This is a genomic window from Gemmiger formicilis (assembly GCF_016901605.1).
GTDB classification, from domain to species: domain Bacteria; phylum Bacillota; class Clostridia; order Oscillospirales; family Ruminococcaceae; genus Gemmiger; species Gemmiger formicilis_B.
The window spans coordinates 1-235 of sequence record NZ_JACJKP010000698.1 but is presented as its reverse complement, the minus strand read 5'-3'; the positions used below and the strand labels follow the sequence as shown (position 1 = coordinate 235).

The 235-nt window shown below is 50.6% G+C and carries 1 pseudogene; it reads left to right on the top strand.

Going from position 1 to position 235, the window contains the following annotated elements:
- Positions 1 to 235: pseudogene (locus tag H6B10_RS16525) on the top strand (nicotinate phosphoribosyltransferase); the annotation flags it as partial.

The following is a 235-nucleotide window of genomic DNA, read 5'->3' as shown; positions in this document are numbered from 1 at the left end:
GCACGGAATCACGCTGTTTGACCCCATCGAAACCTGGAAAGAATGTACCTATGTAAATTGCACGGCACGCTGCCTTTCTACCCAGATTTATGACCAGGGCAAGCGGGTATACCAAAGCCCCAGCCTGGATGACATCAAGAAATTCTGCAAAGCCCAGGTAAACACCCTGTGGGACGAGGTCAAGCGTTTTGAAAATCCCCACCGCTATTATGTGGACCTGAGCCAGAAACTGTGG